A 15,585-nucleotide genomic window follows, 5' to 3' on the forward strand; every position below is an offset into this window, starting at 1 on the left:
AACGTCGCGCCACGTCCCGTGCGCGCTTGACGCCGGCCGCCTTCGAGCGCATGTCGAGGCCGTCGCGCGTCCTCGCCTCGGCCGTTCGCGCGACTCCACTGGAACCACGAACTCCATGTCCAGCGACAGTAGTCGAAGGACCACGCCGCCCACGCCTGCCGCGTGAACCGCGCCTGATCGTGTGATCGGGCTCGCCCGCGACCGGCCACGAGGCGGCTGGTCGAACGAGGTGAGCCATGACCCTGTTTCCTGTGCGTGCCCGCGCGGCCGCGGTCTCTGCCCGCCGCGACCAGAGCATCGCCCTTGCTCTTCTCCTGCTTCTCGCCCTCGTCTTCGCGCCGGCCATCGGCCTGCACGTGGCGGTGAGTGCCTTCGGCGCCGGCCCGGCCACGCCCGACGGCATCGCGGCGGCCCCGAGCGACTCCAAGCCCTCGCGCGGGTGAGGCCGGCAATCCTCGACCGCCCCTTCCAATGATCCGATCCACCGGCATCCCCGGCCGTGGATGAACGGGGCATCTCGAAAGCCGGCACCGCCTGTGCTTGGATCCGCCGCACGGGATGAAGGCATCCCGCGCCGGATGGCCATGCCATGAACGACGAACTGCGCGAATCCCTCGGCGCCCTGATCCTCCTCGCAGCAGCCGTCCTCTCGGTGCTGATCTTCGGCGCCGTCACGCTGCTCGGATTGACCGGCTGAGCGGAACTCTCATGGGGTTCCGGCGGATGTCTCGTCAGGAGGAACCTGACCATGACGCACCCCGACCCTGCGAAGCCCGGCGACAAGGCCCCGCCCGGAACCCCCGGCACCGGCGAGAACATCTGTCCGCGCTGCCACGGCTCCGGCAAGATCGATGGTATGTCCTGTCCGGATTGCGCGGGCACCGGCAAGGTGACCGAGCCGATCGGCGGCGCATAGAGCCGTCCCGGGGCTTCCGACCGGCGGGGCGGCCCGGTCGCCGTCCGGCACGTCATCGACCAGAGGATGTCCGCTCCCCCCATTCCTGGGCGCATGCAGCGTCAGCGGAATCGACCCGGGATCCAGCACGAGAGCTTGCCGCGCAGCGGCTCCGACTTCCAGCAGCGGTGCTGACGAACGGACGCTTCGCGGCGTCTTGTGCTGATGGTGTGGACGGCCCCCCACGGCATCAGTGTGTGCCAGAATGAGGTCGTCAGGATCTCATCCGAGGAGGCCGTCCATGAGCGAGATTATCCGCATTGGGCTGGATACGTCCAAGTCTGTTTTCCAGCTGCACGGGGTCGATGCGGCCGAGCGGCCGGTGCTGAAGCTGAAGCTGTCGCGCAGCAAGATGCTGGCCTTCTTCGCCCAGCAGCCGCCCTGCCTGGTGGCGCTGGAAGCCTGCGGGGCCTCGCATCACTGGGCCCGCACCCTGGCCGGGCTGGGCCACACGGTGCGCCTGATCGCGCCCCAGCACGTCAAGCCCTACGTGCCCGGCTCCAAGACCGACGCGGCCGATGCGGCGGGCCTGTGCGAGGCGGTCAGCCGGCCGCAGATGCGCTTCGTGCCGGTCAAGACCGCCGAGCAGCAGGCGGCGCTGATGCTCACGGGCCTGCGCGAGCAATGGCTCAAGCGGCGCACCCAGGTCAGCAACAGCCTGCGCGGGTATGCGGCCGAGTTCGGGCTGGCGGCGCCTCAGGGGCTGGCCCGTCTCGCGGAACTGGTCGCGCGCCTGGCCGAGGACCCGCGCGTGCCGGCTCTGGCCCGCCCGCTGTTTGCGGCGCTGTGGGCCGAGTACCAGGAGATCGAGGCCCGGGTGCAGGAGGCCGACCGCCAGCTCAAAGTGTGGCAGCGGGGCAACGCCAGCTGCCGGCGGCTGAGCGCCGTGCCGGGGATCGGTCCGGTGGGCGCGGCGCTGCTGGTGCTGAAGACGCCGGCCCCCCAGGCGTTCCGCAGCGGGCGGGACTTTGCGGCCTGGCTGGGGCTGACGCCCAAGGATCACGCGACCGCGGGCAAGCCGCGGCTGGGCGGGATCACGCGGGCGGGCGACGAGCAACTGCGCAGCGTGCTGGTGGCCGGCGCGATGGCGGTGCTGCGCCAGCTCAAGCCGGAGAGCGCGGGGCTGGCGGGCTGGCTGACGCGGCTGGTGGCGCGCAAGGCGCGGCGGCTGGTGGCGGTGGCGCTGGCCAACAAGCTGGCGCGGATCGCCTGGCGGCTGTTGGTGAGCGGGGCGAGCTACGACCCGGCCCGGGCCGGCCCGCCGATGGGAGGGGCGGAGCCGGCCCGGGCCTGACCGGGCCGGTGGCGCGATCAGGAGGGAACCGGGGGCCGGTGAGGCGCCCATGAGCTTGCAAGCGGGAGATGGTTGGTCAGCTCGGCTGTCGTGACATGCCTCACTCCGGGGGATCCAAGGGCCGTTCGAGGTCACTGTGCTGATTGGGCGGCGTGTCGCGCACCACCACCTGGGCCGCGGTCGGCAGAGCCGCACCCGAAGGCCGAACATATGGATGCAACGGCAGAGCCGGACCGGGATTGTCCGCTTGCGAGAACGGGCCGTCCACATATGGGTCCCGGATTTCCTTCCGCTATCGCTCCAGTCGTCCGGGAAAGCGGGGGGAGAATCCGGAGAGGGCGGAAAACCTGCGACCCGGTCTGCAAAGGATCCGTTCGCAGACTGGATCATCGAGTTCACCACCGGCCGGGCCGACCCTGGCCGATGAAACCGCCGCTGTCATCCGTCAGGGGCAGCTCGGCCGGTATGGTGAACTCATGCGCCTCTCCGGGCGGCAACCCGGCCTTCACCGGCGACCCGCGATAACATCCCGTGATTCGGGCGGAGGCGGGGACGGCGGATGGCGGCCAAGGGGGAGCGGCGCGGGAGCGCGACGTCGGAGTGGCGCGAGGCCCGCAACGCCCGCGCCCGGGCCCGCCTCGACAAGGCGCTGCCCGCCGTGTTCCCACCCCTGGTCCTGCGCCACGCTCTCTCGCGACCCTTCGTGCCGCCGACGCCCCGGCTCGCGGTCGAGAGCTACTGGCGCACGCATGTGCTGCGCGCCGACCGGCTCGCCCGCGGCCTCGCTGCCCGCAGCGGCCACCCCGAGGGGTGGACGTGGCGGCTCGGGCCGAAGGAGGAGGGGCTCGCGACCAGCTTCCGGATACCGCCCGCCCCCTTCCGCGAGCCGGCCTTCGCGCGGGGGCGCGGGCATTGCTGCGTCTGCGGCCAGCCGGTCTTCCGCTTCGGCTGGCACGAGGATCTCTGGGGCACCGGCGAGCCGAACCGCAACGCCGGCTGGCACGCCGCCTGCGTCGCGGCCTGGAAGTTCTGGATCGCGGCGAGCGACCACGTGAAGCTGCTCAAGGCCCGCCAGCGCCACCGCTGCAGCGAGACCGGCAAGCGACTCCTGCGCACCGCCGAGGTCGACCATCGCGTGCCGCTCTACCGGGTCTGGCGCGAGCACCGCGACGCGCCCTGGCCGGAGCTTCTCGGCTATTGGGGCCTGCCCAACCTCCAGGTCGTCAACCGGGCGGCCCATGCGGGCAAATGCGCGGCCGAGGCCGGCGAGCGCGCCGCGCATCGCCGGCAGGCGGCGGATCAGCGCGGCACGATGTGAATCCCGTCATCCGGCAGCAGGTTGCGGGCCGGCCCGCCCGTCTGCTGGCCGCGGCCCTGCTGATAGTAGGGCCGTTCGGGATGCCGGTCGTTGTCGCTGCCCGAATCGTACTCCCAGGGCTGCGACCATGGGGCCCGGCCGCCGACCGAGCCGGTCGCGTCGATGTCGGGCGCGAGCCGGTAGGGGCCTGCCTGGGCGAGCGCCGGAAGGAGGAACGCGGCGCCGAGCACGACCGTGCGGATCAAGCCTGTCATCGTCTTCTCCCTGTCGGCGGGCGCCTCGCCCGGCTGCCGACGTCTCAACGGTCAAGCTGAGGGGATCGTTCCCGCACAAGGCTTGCCGAGCGATCCGTTTCGTCCCGCGGCGCGCGACGCAACGATCCGGGCATGATGATGCAATCGCCCCGTAATGGCCGCTGCCTACACATCCCCGAGATGACGGCCGAAGGGCCGCGAGGGGAGCGCAACCATGATCCGGACCGCCACGCTGATCGCGGCGACTGCCGCCCTGGCCTCTTATGCCCTGGTCGCCGGGGGCCGGGCCGAACCCGCGCGGGTCGCACCCGGCAAGCCCTATACCGACCGCTTGCCGGCGGCCTCCTTCGCGCCCTCGGCCCAGGACCTGGCCCTGTTCTCGCTCGGAAATGCGGGCGGAGAGACGCTGCGGGTGGCCGAGAGACCCTGCCGCGCATGGCCCTTCGAGGGCGCCAGCTGCCTCGCCGATGCCTCCGGCCCTGCCACGGCGCAGGCCGCGCCGGGGATCGCGCGCCTCGCCCGACTCGCCGGCGGCGGAACGGTGCGGTAGGGGGCGCGTCGAACATGCGGCAGCGCCTGCACGAAGCCCTGCTGATCGCCGGCAGCTTCGGGCTCGGCGTCGGCCTCGCCTTTCTAGTGGCGCCGCTGATCTGAGGGCGAGATTTCCCGGCGCGGCGGCGCTATAGGAGCCCCATGCCCAAGCTCGCCAGCCTCCTCGCCCTCGTTCTCCCGGCCGCCGCCCTGGCGCAGCCGGCGCCGGAGCGCGTGCCCGCCCCGGCATTGCCCTGCGGCCAAGTGGCGGCCATCGTCACCCAGCGCGGGGCGGCCCTCGTCAGCACCGGCCCCTATACCTACGAGCGGCTCGTGCGGGATATGGGCTTCTGCACCATCGAGCAGACCACCGAGCCGTTTTATGGCCCCTCTGCCGAGGCCGGCCAGTGCTTCCTCGGCTATCGCTGCAAGGACCGGGCGACGGAGGGCCGCCGGGGCGACTAGAGTTCGGTTCCGTCCAGGAGAAGTGGGCACCGGTTCTCCGGCACCTTTTCTCCGTCCGGACGGGCGGCCCATCGACAGCCAGCTGTCCGTCGGATTGCAGGCCTGGCCGGAGAGGCGCCGGATCGGGCCTCAGCTGCGCCAGCGCAGCTCGCGCGACGCCAGGGGATTGACGAAGGCGCTTCCGGCCTCGCGGGCGCGCAGGAACTCGCGCTTGAGGCTGAAATACCACTGGGACTGCACGTCGCTCTCGCCCATCAGCACCATGGCGGGTTTCCGGTCGAGGCCCTTCTGGGCGATCTGCAGCACGTCCCGGTCCTGGCCGAGGAACTGGCGCATCAGGGGGCGGGCGATCGGCTTGAGCAGGTTCAGGGCCGGGACGTTCCAGTACATGGCGTTGATGAGCGCCGTGCGGCCCTGGCCGAGCGGCGACGCGAAGGTGTAGTTCGCGATGCGCTTGCGCCCGGCCGTGATCCGTTCCAGGCGCACGCCGGGCAGGCGGAACTCGATCTCGACCTGAGGCACCGCGCCGAGCAGGCGGTAGACGACCGAGGCGGTCTTGGCCGTGTGGCTCGTCATGGTGAACCCGAATGGCGAGGGGGCGAAGTGCTTCACCTTCTCCTTCAGGGTCTTCGACGGGCGCCACCACCAGGAATCGTGCACGTAGGCGACATGGGCCGGATCGACGAAGCTCAGCGCCACGAGGTCGAAGGAAGCCTCGACCTCCAGGATCTCGACCAGCATCCCGCAATACGGGAAGTCCACCTCGGGGATCGGCGGGGCGGCCTGCGGGTTCGGCCCGGCCGCGATCCAGACGAGGTCAGAGACCTCCGCGACCGCGAAGCGCGGCAGCCGCACCGTGGTGAAATCCGCGTCGTCCCGGCGGGCGAGGGCGGGGATCGCCGCGCATTGCCCGTCCGGCCGGAACTGCCAGCCGTGGAAGGGGCAGACGAGGTTGCCCTCGACGAGGCGCCCGGCCGAGAGCGCCATGCCCCGGTGCGGGCAGCGGTCGCGCAGGGCGAAGAGCGCACCCGTCTCCGCGCGACCGACCACGATCGCCTCCTCGCCGAGGGTCACGGCGGATAACCGCCCCGGGCGGAAGCGGCGGCTCTCCCCGACGCAGTACCAGACGTCGTCGAGCGGGCGGCGGATCGGATCCCCTGTCATGCGGTCCTGCGGTTGGAGCGGGGCCCGGGTGTCATGCGGGCGCCGGCTGTTTAAGGCAAAGTGCGGTCCGCGTCATCGGCGACGCAACGGCAGGAACGGAGTGCGGGACGGTTCGTTGAACCGCGGCCATGGGCCCGCGACGGCACCGGGATCGCCCGACCGGATGCGGAGAAGAGGAGAGAATGCGATGAGCCTGCTCGGAACAATCGTCAGCAAGATCCTGCACCCCTTCGGCGGGGGAGAAGCCCAGGCCGCGACCCCGGAAGGCTCGTCCCCCTCCGCGACCGCGCCCGAATCGTCCGCACCGGGCGCGACCGGCACGGTCCCGACCGTCGACGGCAAGGTCGATGTCGAGGCGGTGCTGACGAATCTCGCCGCCAAGGCCGGCCAGCCGCTCAACTGGCGGACCTCGATCGTCGATCTGATGAAGCTCCTGCACCTCGACAGCAGCCTGACCGCCCGCAAGCAGCTCGCGGCCGAACTGCACTACACGGGCGACACCGACGATTCCGCCACGATGAACATCTGGCTGCACAAGCAGGTGATCAAGAAGCTCGAGGAGAACGGCGGCAAGGTGCCGGACGACCTCAAGGACTGACGGGCGGCGACCTCCGCTCCCGAGAAGCGGGGCAGCGCGTCTCCATCCGGACAGGCCACGCAGCGGCCGCCGAGAGGCCGGGACGGTTTTTCCGGACGATCCGTCCGGAAAAACCGTCCCGAATCGTGCGCGGCGGCATGGCCGACCCGGCGTGCCACCGCGGCGCCCGTTCAGTCGCCCCCTGGCATAAGCTTCAAGAACATCGCGCAGAGACGCTCCAATTCCTCAGGTGAACACTTTGGGTTGATCTGCTGCAGGCCGACATAGGCCGCGTACTCGATCGTCGCGAGATCAAGCGCGTCCTGCTCCGAATAATCTGCAACGGTGTGATGGAGGCCTGCGAGGTAAGCGATCCTTTGCCGGTCGACCTCGGCGACCGCGTCGGCGATCAGCGGGCTGCGGTCGGACAGCCGACGCATGCCCTGGTCGAGCTTGGGGTCGAGCCGCACGGCGAGATGGTTGAGCAGGCCGAGCCGGTCTCCCGGACATACCCCCTCTACCGCCCGTATCACGGCCTGGGTGTTGCTCTCTCGCCAAGAGGCCGCGAGGGCCGCCAGGAACGCGTCGTAACTGTCGAAATGGGCGTAGAAGGATCCTTTCGTCTTCCGGGTTGCCCGGCACAGCGCATCGATGGTGAGCGCGTCGGGTCCCCGCTCGGACAGCGCCGCGGTGGCGACCTCGATCCAGTCCTGCGCGGAGATCCGCGACGGCTGGTCACGCGTCATCCCAAGGACCCGATCAGGCCGAGAACGCCGATGGGGAAAAACAGGATCCATTGGCAGAACTGCACCAGGGACAATCGGAACATGGCGATCATGCCGAGGCTCCACATCGCGAAGAGAAATGCGATGACGGTCGCGAACACGGCAAGGTCTGTCGCTGCACCTGCCCGCGCCGAGCAGGCGAAGGCGACGGCCAGCGCGCCGATGGCAATCGTGACGAGGTGCCAGCAGTAATAGGTCGTGAACTTCACGATGCGGCCGAGATCCGTCGCCGCGAGCAGCGGGCGCGCCGCTATCCGCCCGCCGACGATGACGTGCAGCCCGCAGGTGAAGGCCGACAGGCCAGCCGCCGCCGCAAACCATCCATTCACGCTCACTCTCCTCCTCGATCAGCATACCGTACCGTATGGTATGAAAGCTGAGGCCGCAAGGCGAAAGCCCGGTCATAGCCGGCGCGGCGACCGGGCGTTCCACGGGGCGGGACTCGTGCCGGTGACCCGGGGACGCGGCTTTGCCCGAGCCTGCGCAGGGCAAGGATCCGCGCGGGCTCGGGCTTCGAGGTTCTGGTCCGATCGGTTCGGGTGGAGGGCGGATCAGTTCGTCGGCTCGCCCGCCGCGACCTTGGCGGTCCAGTCGTCGAAGGCGACCACCTTCTGGCGCTGCTCGCCGAGCCCCTCGATGCCGAGGCTCACCACGTCGCCGGGCTTGAGGTAGCGCGGCGGCGTCATGCCGAGCCCGACGCCCGGCGGCGTGCCGGTGGTGATGACGTCGCCCGGCTCCAGCAGCATGAAATGCGACAGGTAGGAGACGATCTGACGGCAATCGAAGATCATCGTCTTCGTCGAGCCGGACTGCATCCGCTTGCCGTTCACGTCGAGCCACAGGGACAGGTTCTGCACGTCCGGGATCTCGTCCGGGGTGACGAGCCAGGGGCCGAGCGGGCCGAAGGTCGGGCAGCCCTTGCCCTTGGTCCAGGTGCCGCCCCGCTCCAGCTGGAATTCCCGCTCCGACACGTCGTTGCAGACGCAGAATCCCGCCACGTAGTCCATCGCCTCGTTCGCGTGGACGTAGGAGGCGCGCCGGCCGATGATGATCGCCAGCTCGACCTCCCAGTCGGTCTTGGCCGAGCCTTTCGGGATAATGACGTCGTCGTTCGGCCCGACGATGCAGGACGGCGCCTTGTTGAAGATGATCGGCTCGGCCGGAATCGGCGAATTCGTCTCGGCCGCGTGGTCGGCGTAGTTGAGCCCGATGGCGACGAAGTTCCGCACGAAGCCGATGCAGGGCCCGAGCCGCGTCCCGGACGGGACCGCCGGCAGGGTCGCCGGGTCGATCGTCCGCAGGTTGGCGAGGCTCTCGGCCGCGAGGACCGGCCCCGCGATGTCGCGGATCAGGCCCGACAGGTCACGGATCGTGCCGTCCCGGCCGACGATCCCAGGCTTCTCCGCGCCGCTCTCGCCCCAGCGTACCAGCTTCATGACCGAACCTCCCGCGTGCGGCCGGCGACCGCGCCGGGCGCGCCCCGCCCGGCTCCCCGGCCCCTGCTCTGGGCGCGGAGATGGGGCGCCCGCCCCCCTTCCGGCAAGCACCGAAACGCCGGGACCACCGCCACGGTTCGTGACAGTTTCGCTACACCGGCCGAGATTCACACCCTGCCCACACGCCTCGGACCACTCCCACGGAGGATTACCGCAAATAGTGACAATAGCGAAAACCAGATCAGGCAACCTCCCTTTAAGGTGAGCCTGCCGATGACCAGTCGAGGCGGAATGGTCGGGGCCGGCGGCTTTTCCCGCGGGTCGATTGCGGCGGCGGCGCGGAGTGCGGCAGAGTCCGGCCAAGCCGCTGGCCGGGTCCGTGCCTTGAGCGCGGCGGCACCGATCGAGGGAATGGAAACGTCATGGTCACGAGGATCAGGGGCGCGTTGCTGGCAGGCATCGCCCTGGGGATGACCGTCGGGACGATCGGCGGGGCGATGGCGGGCGCATTCGGCCTGCGCGAGCAGAGCGCCGAGGCGCAGGGCCTGGCCTTCGCGGGCGCGGCCGCGGGATCCGGCGGCCTGTCGTCGATGTTCTGGAACCCCGCCGTCGTGACGATGAAGCCGGGCTGGAATTCGGATTTCAACGCCACCGTGGTGGTCCCGCACGCGGAATTCACGACGCTGCCGGGCACCTTCGCGCCGCTGCGCACCCTCGGCGAATCCGGCGATATCGGGCAGGCCGCGGTGATGCCGGCGACCGCCACCAACTACCAGCTCGGCGACCGCCTGTTCATCGGCCTTAGCGGAGCGGCGCCCTTCGGCCTCGTCACCAAGCCCAACCAGGTCTGGGCAGGACAGACCTACAGCCGCTCCTCGCGGATCCTCTCGCTGAACTTCAACCCGGTGATCGGCTACAGGGTGACGGATTGGCTGTCGGTGGCGGCCGGTCCCACGATCGAGTTCTTCAAGCTCAAGCTGCGTCAGGCCACCGGCATCACGCCGACGGCGCCGAGCGTGCTCCTGAAGGGGGAGGATTGGGGCGTCGGCTTCACGGCCGGCGTGCTGATCCAGCCGAATGCCGCCACCACGATCGGCGTCGGCTACCGCTCCTCGATCCATCATGAGCTCGACGGCCTGCTCTCGGTCGTTCCCGGCCGGGTGCGCGCCAACCTGAACACCCCCGAGAAGGTCTCGGTCGGCCTCACCCAGGCCATCACGCCGGATTTCCGGCTCAATTTCGGCTTCGAATGGGACAATTGGTCGAGGCTCGGCACGCCCGCGATCGTCTCGACCGCGCTCAACCTCCCGGTCGCGGCCCTGCCGCTCAATTACAAGGACGGGTTCTACTACTCCGTCGGCGGCGAGTACGACGTCAACCCGCAATGGACGGTGCGCGCGGGCTTCGCCTACGAGATCTCGCCGATCGACAACTCCAATCGCTCGACCCGCCTGCCGGACGGCGACCGCTACTGGGGCTCGATCGGCGCGAGCTACCGCTACAGCGAGAAGATCCAGTTCGACGTCGCCTATTCGCATCTGTTCGCGGCCGGCCGCAACCGGATCGCGCTCGTACCGGGCGAGCCGCTCTTCACGCCGCCGCTCACCTATCTGGCGACGACGGATGTGAGTGCCGACATCGTGTCGGTGGGCCTGAAGTACCGCTGGGACAATCCGCCGGCCCCGCTCGCGCCCGCGCCGATCATCCGCAAGTATTGACGGGGAGGCCGGGGCCCGCGCCCCGGCTTCCCTCAAGCCCGCACGCGCACATAGGTGCCGGGGGCGGGGGCGAGCGAGGGGAGCTTGCCGCCGCCGGGCTCGCGGGCCGGGACCCGCTCGGGGGCCTGGCCCTCGATCCAGGAGAACCAGTAGGGCCACCAGGAGCCCGGATGCTCGACGGCGGCGGAGAGCCAGTCGCCGAAGGCGCCGTGGGCCGGGCCGCCGGTCCAGAACTGGTACTTGGGCTTGGTCGGCGGGTTGACCACGCCCGCGATGTGGCCGGAACCGGCCAGCACATAGTCGACCGGCCCGCCGAAGCTGCGGCAGCCCTCGAAGACCGAGAGGGCGGGAGCGATGTGGTCCTCGCGGGTGGCGAGGTTGAAGATCGGGATCGTCACCTTGCCGAGATCGAGCCGGACGCCGCCCAGAATCATCTCGCCTCGCGAGAGCCTGTTCTCCAGATAGCAGTTGCGCAGGTAGAACGAGTGGTTCGCGGCCGGCATCCGGGTCGCGTCGGAGTTCCAGTAGAGCAAGTCGAAGGGCAGCGGCGCCTTGCCCTTCAGGTAGTTGTTCACGACGTAGGGCCAGATCAGGTCGTTGGGCCGCAGCATGTTGAAGGCGGTCGCCATCTTCGAGCCGTCGAGATAGCCGCGGCTCTGCATGCTGGCCTCGACCGCCTGGATCTGCGGCTCGTCGACGAAGACCTTGAGGTCGCCGGCATGGGTGAAGTCGACCTGGGTGGTCAGGAAGGTGGCGCTGTCGATGCGATCGTCGCCGGTCGCCGCCATGTAGGCGAGCGTCACGCCGAGCAGCGTGCCGCCCACGCAGTAGCCGGCCGCCGTGACCGTCCGCTCGCCCGTCGCCGCCTCGATCGCGTCGAGAGCCGCGAAGATGCCCTCGCGCATGTAGCTCTCGAAATCCTTGGCCGCGTGCCGCTCGTCCGGGTTGACCCAGGAGATCACGAAGACCGTGAGACCCTGCGACACCGCCCAGCCGATGAAGCTCTTCTCCTTGTTGAGGTCGAGGATGTAGAACTTGTTGATCCAGGGCGGCACGATCAGGAGCGGGCGCCTGAGTACCGTCTCGGTCTGGGGCGCGTACTGGATCAGCTCGATGAGGTCGTTGCGGAAGACGACCTCGCCCGGCGTGCTCGCCATGTTGACGCCGATCTCGAAGCGGCCCGGATCGGTCTGGCGCAGGCGCAGCTCCCCGCGGCCGGCCTCGACATCCTCGGCCAGCATCTTCATGCCGCGCACGAGGTTCGCGCCGTTCTCCCGCAGGGTATCTCGGATCAGCTCCGGGTTCGTCATCACGAAGTTCGAGGGCGACAGGGCGCTCGACAGCTGCCTGACGTAGAAGCGGGCCTTGGCGCGGGTGTGGTCGTCGAGCCCCTCGGCCTCGTCCACCAGGATCTCGGCCCAGCGGCTGGTGATGAGATAGCCCTGCTTGAGGAAGTCGAACATCGGGTTCGTCGACCATTCCGGGGCCGCGAAGCGCTTGTCGCGCGGGTCGGGCATGACGACCGGGGACGCCGCCTCGCCCTGCATCCGCTGCAGGGTCGAGCCCCACAGGGCCAGGAACTGGCCGCCGATCAGCGTCTGGGCCTCCGCCGCCTTCTGGGGATCGGCGAGCCAGCGCTCGGCCACCGTGCCGAGCGTCCTGACCATCTCCGCGACGCCCTCGGCCATGGACGGATCGGTCTTGCCCGGCTCGAAGGGTTTGGCGTAGGCGGCGACCGCCCGCCCGAATTCCTCGACCAGCTGCCCCGCATTGCGGGACATCGACTCCACATCCACGACAGGCGTCGCGATCTTCTCGACCGTCACGCGCAACTCCTCCCTGCGGGTCGGCTGCCCCGAAGGGACGAGCCGCCTTTCAGACAAATTAGCCCCTCACAACCGGCCTTCGCCAGATCTCGCTCGGGTTTTCTTAACGCCACCATGTGCCCCCGGCTTCTCATCCTTCTCCCGCTCGCCCTTGCCCCGGCGCTCTCGGCCTGCGTCCTCGACGGCGGCAACCCGGTCCGCGATGCCGCCAAGGCCGCCGGCTTCACCCCCAAGCCGGTGCAGGCGCCGGACTTCGTGGTCCAGTCGCGGCGCGAGGGCACCGACTACCTGCCGGTCGGCGTCTCGGCGCCGCCCCGCCCGATCCGCGCCAAGTCGCCCGCGGGCGCGAAGGACCTGGAGGCCGAGCTCGATGCCAGCCGCCGCCGCAACGAGGCGAGAGGCAAGGACGCGGCCAAGGCCGGCGCGGCGGCAAAGCCGGCCCCTTGAGCGGGAGGCGCGGGATCGGACCGAGGGCAGGACGGACGATCATCGCGGGCGCCGGACCATGCCGGAGTTTTGCGACATTGCGGCAACGCCGGGCCTCCCTTACGGGATTCGACCTCCGTCGGGTCCGCGGGCGGTTTCGCCGCGGCCCGAACCGCGATAAGCAGGACGGCTCCGGCGGCACGGGAGCCGCCGGACGTGTTATGACGCGACAGGCGCCCCGGAGGCGGCGCCGACCAGGATCCGGCCGATGACCGACTTTCACCGCATCAAGCGACTGCCGCCCTACGTCTTCGAGCAGGTCAACCGGATCAAGGCCGCCGCCCGCGCCAATGGCGCCGACATCATCGATCTCGGCATGGGCAACCCGGACCTCGACGCGCCCCGCCACGTGATCGAGAAGCTCGTCGAGACGGCGGGCAAGCCGCGCACCGACCGCTATTCCGCCTCGAAGGGCATCGCGGGCCTGCGCCGGGCCCAGGCCGGCTACTACGCGCGCCGGTTCGGCGTGACCCTCAACCCCGAGACGCAGGTCGTGGCGACGCTGGGCTCGAAGGAGGGCTTCGCCAACATGGCGCAGGCGATCACCGCGCCGGGCGACGTGGTGCTGGTGCCGAACCCGAGCTACCCGATCCACGCCTTCGGCTTCCTGATGGCGGGCGGCGTGATCCGCTCGGTCCCCGCCGAGCCGACGCCCGCCTTCTTCCCGGCCGTCGAGCGGGCGGTGCTGCACTCGATCCCCAAGCCCGTGGCGCTCGTCGTCTGCTACCCGTCGAACCCGACCGCCTACGTCGCCTCCCTCGACTTCTACCGCGACCTCGTCGCCTTCGCGAAGAAGCACGAGCTGATCCTGCTCTCGGACCTCGCCTACGCGGAGGTCTATTTCGACGACGCCAACCCGCCGCCCTCCGTGCTGCAGGTGCCGGGCGCCATCGACGTGACGGTGGAGTTCACCTCGCTGTCGAAGACCTTCTCGATGGCGGGCTGGCGGATGGGCTTTGCGGTCGGCAACGAGCGGCTGCTCGCGGCGCTGACGCGGGTGAAGTCCTATCTCGACTACGGCGCCTTCACGCCGATCCAGGTCGCGGCGACGGCCGCGCTGAACGGCCCGGAGGCCTGCATCCACGAGATGCGCGCCACCTACCGGCGGCGGCGCGACGCGCTGGTCGATTCCTTCCAGAAATGCGGCTGGACGATTCCCGTGCCCTCGGCCTCGATGTTCGCCTGGGTGCCGATCCCGGAGAAATTCCGCAGCCTGGGGAGCCTCGAATTCTCGAAGCTCCTGGTCGAGAAGGCCGACGTGGCGGTGGCGCCGGGCATCGGCTTCGGCGAGCACGGGGACGATTTCGTCCGCATCGCCCTCGTCGAGAACGAGCAGCGCATCCGGCAGGCCGCCCGCAACATCCGCCGCTTCTTCGACGGGGCCGAGCGCACCCTGCACAACGTGGTGCCGATGCAGAAGGCGGTGTGAGCGACCGGCCGTGAACGGCCCGGTTGTGGCCGGGGGGTGACAGGGCGGGGCGAAAGGCCCGCGGCCGGGGCCCTCGGCCCGGGCCCGCCTTGATCGGGACGAGACGCGGCGGCAGGGTTGCGGCCACGCTGTTCTCGCCACCCCCGGGTTTCCCATGCGTCGTTCGCTGACAATCGTCGGTCTCGTGCTCGCGGCCCTCGCCCCGGCCGCCTGCGCGCCGAACCCGATCGTCGCCCGCGATCCGGTGCCCGCGCCGGGACCGGAGGAGGCCTATCGCTGCCACTCCCGGCCGACGGTGCTGAACGGCTACTGGACCGATTGCGACCCGGTGCTGCGCGAGCCCGCGGTGGTGGTCCGCAGCAGGGGCTGATCGCCCGGCGGCAACGGTCGCAATCCTGGTGCGTTGACGGGCTGTCCGCCCCTCGCGCCGAGGATCCGCCCGTGCTCCGCCCCTCGCTCCTGCTCGTCGCCGCCCTTCTCGCCGGCCCCGCTGCGGCCCAGACCGCCGCGGAAGCGCCGCTCACCCTGCGGGTGCGGCCGGAGCCGGTCGTGCGCGAGGACATCTATGCCCGTGCGGCGGCCCGCGGACCGGTGGTCCTGCGGGTCGATCCCTTCGCCCCGCCGAGCGGCGCCCCGCTCGTCGCCATCCGGGCCGTCCCCGTCGCCTCCGTGCAGAACGGTGCCGCCTTCGGCCCGACCGGCTTCGGCTACTACACCGATTCCATCAGCGAGGGCCCGCTCAACCGCCGCCCGAGGCCCGCCGTCTACTATCTCGGCAGCCTGCCTTATTGAGTCAGGAGCCTCCCATGCGTCTCGCTCCAGCCCTCGCCGTCGCCCTGCTCGCCCTGACGGGCGCCGCCGGCCCTGCGGCCGCGCAGAGCGTCGGCTACGTCACCGGCTTCCCGGGCCGCGACCCGGCGGACGACGACGAGATCGGCTGGGGCCCGGCCTACCGGCCCGAGACCAGCTTCTCCCAGCCCGGCACTCCGCCGACACCCGGCGACTATGCGGGCGCCGCCTATCGCGCCCGCACCGGTCGGGGCGTCTACGAGGACGTGCAGGGTCCTGGACGGCGGGCGGGCCTGGCGCCCTTCGCCGACGAGACCCCCGCGATGACGCCGCGCCACCGCGTGCGAGCAGCGGCGCCGGTCCACCGCCGGCACGCCCGGGTGCAGCGGCGCCACCGGCAGGCGGCCCGCTGAGGGGGGAGGGGGAGGGGGAGGGATCGATACCGAGCCCTCGGATGAACGAGCGCGCGAGATCGCCGCGCGCCCCAATCCTACGCGCGAATCCCGCTGGCGAGGGCGGCATGGCCCGCCCGGATTGGCGGGCTGAATCGTCCTCATG

19 protein-coding genes are annotated in these 15,585 nt (G+C 70.5%); 13 read left to right on the forward strand and 6 right to left on the reverse strand.

The features are described 5' to 3' along the window. Window positions 1–236: 236 nt before the first annotated feature. The 4 genes from MNOD_RS28450 to MNOD_RS28460 all read left to right on the forward strand — a co-directional run bounded on the left by MNOD_RS28450 (window position 237) and on the right by MNOD_RS28460 (window position 3,567). Complete coding sequence (locus MNOD_RS28450; protein ID WP_015932434.1) at window positions 237–443, forward strand: hypothetical protein; 207 nt, start codon at window positions 237–239, stop codon at window positions 441–443. 305 nt (window positions 444–748) lie between these two features. Then, on the forward strand, window positions 749–916 hold the full coding sequence (locus MNOD_RS48325) for a hypothetical protein (protein WP_015932436.1): 168 nt from the start codon (window positions 749–751) through the stop codon (window positions 914–916). A 280-nt stretch (window positions 917–1,196) separates the two neighbouring features. Further along, complete coding sequence (locus MNOD_RS28455; RefSeq protein WP_015926940.1) at window positions 1,197–2,249, forward strand: IS110-like element ISMno16 family transposase; 1,053 nt, start codon at window positions 1,197–1,199, stop codon at window positions 2,247–2,249. Between the two features lie 559 nt (window positions 2,250–2,808). Continuing rightward, window positions 2,809–3,567, forward strand: a complete 759-nt coding sequence (locus MNOD_RS28460; protein WP_015932437.1) for a hypothetical protein — start codon at window positions 2,809–2,811, stop codon at window positions 3,565–3,567. Here the strand turns inward: MNOD_RS28460 and MNOD_RS28465 are convergent. Further along, window positions 3,549–3,821: a hypothetical protein gene (locus tag MNOD_RS28465; RefSeq protein WP_015932438.1), complete on the reverse strand. Its 273-nt coding sequence runs from the start codon at window positions 3,819–3,821 to the stop codon at window positions 3,549–3,551. The genes MNOD_RS28460 and MNOD_RS28465 overlap by 19 nt on opposite strands. A gap of 214 nt (window positions 3,822–4,035) precedes the next feature. On the opposite strand from MNOD_RS28465, the gene MNOD_RS28470 reads away from it, so the two are divergent. Further along, entirely contained in the window at window positions 4,036–4,371 is a 336-nt protein-coding gene (locus tag MNOD_RS28470; RefSeq protein ID WP_015932439.1) for a hypothetical protein, read from the forward strand. A 143-nt stretch (window positions 4,372–4,514) separates the two neighbouring features. After that, window positions 4,515–4,817, forward strand: coding sequence for a hypothetical protein (locus MNOD_RS28475; protein ID WP_015932440.1), 303 nt, complete (start codon window positions 4,515–4,517; stop codon window positions 4,815–4,817). A gap of 129 nt (window positions 4,818–4,946) precedes the next feature. On the opposite strand, the gene MNOD_RS28480 is transcribed toward MNOD_RS28475, so the two are convergent. After that, entirely contained in the window at window positions 4,947–5,981 is a 1,035-nt protein-coding gene (locus MNOD_RS28480) for an aromatic ring-hydroxylating oxygenase subunit alpha (RefSeq protein ID WP_015932441.1), read from the reverse strand. 187 nt (window positions 5,982–6,168) lie between these two features. On the opposite strand from MNOD_RS28480, the gene MNOD_RS28485 reads away from it, so the two are divergent. Continuing rightward, entirely contained in the window at window positions 6,169–6,579 is a 411-nt protein-coding gene (locus MNOD_RS28485) for a DUF3597 domain-containing protein (RefSeq protein WP_015932442.1), read from the forward strand. A gap of 170 nt (window positions 6,580–6,749) precedes the next feature. Here the strand turns inward: MNOD_RS28485 and MNOD_RS48330 are convergent, their stop codons facing one another. The 3 genes from MNOD_RS48330 to MNOD_RS28500 form a co-directional block, all read right to left on the reverse strand. After that, window positions 6,750–7,304 carry a TetR/AcrR family transcriptional regulator gene (locus tag MNOD_RS48330; protein ID WP_015932443.1) on the reverse strand — a complete coding sequence of 185 codons (555 nt, stop codon included), beginning with the start codon at window positions 7,302–7,304 and terminating at the stop codon, window positions 6,750–6,752. Then, window positions 7,301–7,672 carry a hypothetical protein gene (locus tag MNOD_RS48335; protein WP_015932444.1) on the reverse strand — a complete coding sequence of 124 codons (372 nt, stop codon included), beginning with the start codon at window positions 7,670–7,672 and terminating at the stop codon, window positions 7,301–7,303. The genes MNOD_RS48330 and MNOD_RS48335 overlap by 4 nt, the downstream gene beginning before the upstream one ends. Window positions 7,673–7,894: 222 nt before the next feature. Further along, on the reverse strand, window positions 7,895–8,779 hold the full coding sequence (locus MNOD_RS28500) for a fumarylacetoacetate hydrolase family protein (RefSeq protein WP_015932445.1): 885 nt from the start codon (window positions 8,777–8,779) through the stop codon (window positions 7,895–7,897). Window positions 8,780–9,201: 422 nt separating this feature from the next. Between MNOD_RS28500 and MNOD_RS28505 the strand changes: the two genes are divergently transcribed. Then, window positions 9,202–10,497, forward strand: coding sequence for an OmpP1/FadL family transporter (locus tag MNOD_RS28505; RefSeq protein ID WP_015932446.1), 1,296 nt, complete (start codon window positions 9,202–9,204; stop codon window positions 10,495–10,497). Between the two features lie 32 nt (window positions 10,498–10,529). On the opposite strand, the gene phaC is transcribed toward MNOD_RS28505, so the two are convergent. Further along, window positions 10,530–12,278, reverse strand: a complete 1,749-nt coding sequence (phaC, locus tag MNOD_RS28510; protein ID WP_198157661.1) for a class I poly(R)-hydroxyalkanoic acid synthase — start codon at window positions 12,276–12,278, stop codon at window positions 10,530–10,532. A 159-nt stretch (window positions 12,279–12,437) separates the two neighbouring features. On the opposite strand from phaC, the gene MNOD_RS28515 reads away from it, so the two are divergent. The 5 genes from MNOD_RS28515 (at window position 12,438) to MNOD_RS41795 (ending at window position 15,440) form a co-directional block, all read left to right on the forward strand. Then, window positions 12,438–12,770, forward strand: coding sequence for a hypothetical protein (locus MNOD_RS28515; protein WP_015932448.1), 333 nt, complete (start codon window positions 12,438–12,440; stop codon window positions 12,768–12,770). Window positions 12,771–13,017: 247 nt separating this feature from the next. Next, on the forward strand, window positions 13,018–14,238 hold the full coding sequence (locus MNOD_RS28520) for an LL-diaminopimelate aminotransferase (protein ID WP_015932449.1): 1,221 nt from the start codon (window positions 13,018–13,020) through the stop codon (window positions 14,236–14,238). A 154-nt stretch (window positions 14,239–14,392) separates the two neighbouring features. After that, window positions 14,393–14,608: a hypothetical protein gene (locus MNOD_RS28525; RefSeq protein ID WP_015932450.1), complete on the forward strand. Its 216-nt coding sequence runs from the start codon at window positions 14,393–14,395 to the stop codon at window positions 14,606–14,608. Window positions 14,609–14,679: 71 nt separating this feature from the next. Further along, window positions 14,680–15,030, forward strand: coding sequence for a hypothetical protein (locus MNOD_RS28530; protein ID WP_015932451.1), 351 nt, complete (start codon window positions 14,680–14,682; stop codon window positions 15,028–15,030). Window positions 15,031–15,044: 14 nt separating this feature from the next. After that, entirely contained in the window at window positions 15,045–15,440 is a 396-nt protein-coding gene (locus MNOD_RS41795; protein ID WP_015932452.1) for a hypothetical protein, read from the forward strand. Window positions 15,441–15,585 lie beyond the last annotated feature (145 nt).

The sequence above is a fragment of the Methylobacterium nodulans ORS 2060 genome (assembly GCF_000022085.1).
In the GTDB taxonomy this organism is placed as follows: Bacteria; Pseudomonadota; Alphaproteobacteria; order Rhizobiales; family Beijerinckiaceae; genus Methylobacterium; species Methylobacterium nodulans.

What these genes read in the sequence shown, in the direction of transcription:
- MNOD_RS28500 (WP_015932445.1), bottom strand. Translation starts at nt 8,779, where the DNA reads ATGAAGCTGGTACGCTGGGGCGAGAGCGGCGCGGAGAAGCCTGGGATC.
- MNOD_RS41795 (WP_015932452.1), top strand. Translation starts at nt 15,045, where the DNA reads ATGCGTCTCGCTCCAGCCCTCGCCGTCGCCCTGCTCGCCCTGACGGGC.
- MNOD_RS48325 (WP_015932436.1), top strand. Translation starts at nt 749, where the DNA reads ATGACGCACCCCGACCCTGCGAAGCCCGGCGACAAGGCCCCGCCCGGA.
- MNOD_RS28465 (WP_015932438.1), bottom strand. Translation starts at nt 3,821, where the DNA reads ATGACAGGCTTGATCCGCACGGTCGTGCTCGGCGCCGCGTTCCTCCTT.
- phaC (WP_198157661.1), bottom strand. Translation starts at nt 12,278, where the DNA reads ATGTCCCGCAATGCGGGGCAGCTGGTCGAGGAATTCGGGCGGGCGGTC.
- MNOD_RS28515 (WP_015932448.1), top strand. Translation starts at nt 12,438, where the DNA reads ATGTGCCCCCGGCTTCTCATCCTTCTCCCGCTCGCCCTTGCCCCGGCG.
- MNOD_RS28520 (WP_015932449.1), top strand. Translation starts at nt 13,018, where the DNA reads ATGACCGACTTTCACCGCATCAAGCGACTGCCGCCCTACGTCTTCGAG.
- MNOD_RS28525 (WP_015932450.1), top strand. Translation starts at nt 14,393, where the DNA reads ATGCGTCGTTCGCTGACAATCGTCGGTCTCGTGCTCGCGGCCCTCGCC.
- MNOD_RS48330 (WP_015932443.1), bottom strand. Translation starts at nt 7,304, where the DNA reads ATGACGCGTGACCAGCCGTCGCGGATCTCCGCGCAGGACTGGATCGAG.
- MNOD_RS28485 (WP_015932442.1), top strand. Translation starts at nt 6,169, where the DNA reads ATGAGCCTGCTCGGAACAATCGTCAGCAAGATCCTGCACCCCTTCGGC.
- MNOD_RS28480 (WP_015932441.1), bottom strand. Translation starts at nt 5,981, where the DNA reads ATGACAGGGGATCCGATCCGCCGCCCGCTCGACGACGTCTGGTACTGC.
- MNOD_RS28505 (WP_015932446.1), top strand. Translation starts at nt 9,202, where the DNA reads ATGGTCACGAGGATCAGGGGCGCGTTGCTGGCAGGCATCGCCCTGGGG.
- MNOD_RS28475 (WP_015932440.1), top strand. Translation starts at nt 4,515, where the DNA reads ATGCCCAAGCTCGCCAGCCTCCTCGCCCTCGTTCTCCCGGCCGCCGCC.
- MNOD_RS28455 (WP_015926940.1), top strand. Translation starts at nt 1,197, where the DNA reads ATGAGCGAGATTATCCGCATTGGGCTGGATACGTCCAAGTCTGTTTTC.
- MNOD_RS28450 (WP_015932434.1), top strand. Translation starts at nt 237, where the DNA reads ATGACCCTGTTTCCTGTGCGTGCCCGCGCGGCCGCGGTCTCTGCCCGC.
- MNOD_RS28460 (WP_015932437.1), top strand. Translation starts at nt 2,809, where the DNA reads ATGGCGGCCAAGGGGGAGCGGCGCGGGAGCGCGACGTCGGAGTGGCGC.
- MNOD_RS28470 (WP_015932439.1), top strand. Translation starts at nt 4,036, where the DNA reads ATGATCCGGACCGCCACGCTGATCGCGGCGACTGCCGCCCTGGCCTCT.